Here is a 1,262-nt window from a genome sequence, read left to right on the forward strand (position 1 = left end):
TTCGAAAAACTCTTTGTAGAGAGCAGGCAGTACACACGCCAAAAAGAAGTGGACCGCTCTGTCACAAGGGTGGAAAAAAACGGAAGAATGCAGTTGAGAATCAGAAAAGAAGACTCCGTCTCAACAGTTCGTTTACAGTTCCTGAACAAAGAGCCGTTCGAATACATCTGGATTCTGCAGGTACCTGTACGGATGTCTGATTCCGAAACGGATATCCGGTTCTTCCCGGAAGGAGGAAACCTTATCGCAGGCATCACCTCCCGGGTAGGATTCAAGGCCGTCGGGACAGACGGATTCGGGGTTCAGGTTTCAGGGGAAGTATTCAGAGACGACGACACTCCGGTGGTTCCTTTCGTAGCGGCACACCGGGGAATGGGGCATTTCTCCCTCAAGCCGGAGGTAGGAAGAAGCTATTACGCTGAAGTCATACTACCCGGAGGGGGAAAGAAAAGAGTGGAACTACCAGACGTGAAAGAACAAGGGGTGGCATTACAGGTCACCACGGATTCCGCTACGATGCAGTGGAAGTGCCTGGCAAATCCGGGATACCTAAAGGAACGAGAATTGTATCTGCTGGTCCATTGCAGGGGAAAACTACTCTCCGTCCTGCCCATCGGCGAAGGCATATGCGGTTCCTTACCACTACATGCTCTGACGCCGGGCATCATTCACGGAGTGCTCACCGATGGAGAAGGAAACCTCTACAGCAGCAGGATGGCATTCGTATACCCGAAAGAAGCAAAGGAGGTGACGTTATCGACTGACCGGAAGCAGTACGCAAAGCGAGACAGCATCCTGATGACAGTTGAATGCACGGGAGAGGACTCCATCAGCTGTTCTGTGGCTGTGACAGATTCCCTGCTTTCGGGTGACAGGCGGTGGGACAACAACATTGTCAGTTATTTTCTGCTCGATTCTGATCTAAAAGGACACATTGAAGACCCAGGATGGTATTTTGACCCCGGAATTCAACAGGCATACCGCTCCAGGATGATGGATATTCTACTCATGACACAGGGGTGGCAAAGATTTGACGTCACCAAAGCTGTTCGGAAAGAATACAGCAAACTCCCTTTTTTCTTAGAACTCACACAGGGGTTTTCCGGAAAACTGAAAAACTTCTGGGGAAGACCGGCCAAGCAACCACGTTTGTTTGCCATCGTGCCACGCTTAAAAATGATCAGGGAAATTCCCATTGACAGTACAAGCTCGTTTGACTTCTGTGTGGAATATCCCGACAGTACGGAATTTATATTCCAATC

General features: G+C 49.8%; 1 protein-coding gene. It reads left to right on the top strand.

Annotated features, from left to right (window positions below; translation table 11 throughout):
* Positions 1 to 87 precede the first annotated feature (87 nt).
* Positions 88 to 1,262: hypothetical protein (locus D1136_RS10755; protein ID WP_161877617.1), on the top strand; the 1,175-nt coding region annotated here is incomplete at its 3' end.

Source organism: Odoribacter sp. Z80, assembly GCF_009935865.1.
Taxonomy (GTDB): Bacteria; Bacteroidota; Bacteroidia; order Bacteroidales; family Marinifilaceae; genus Odoribacter.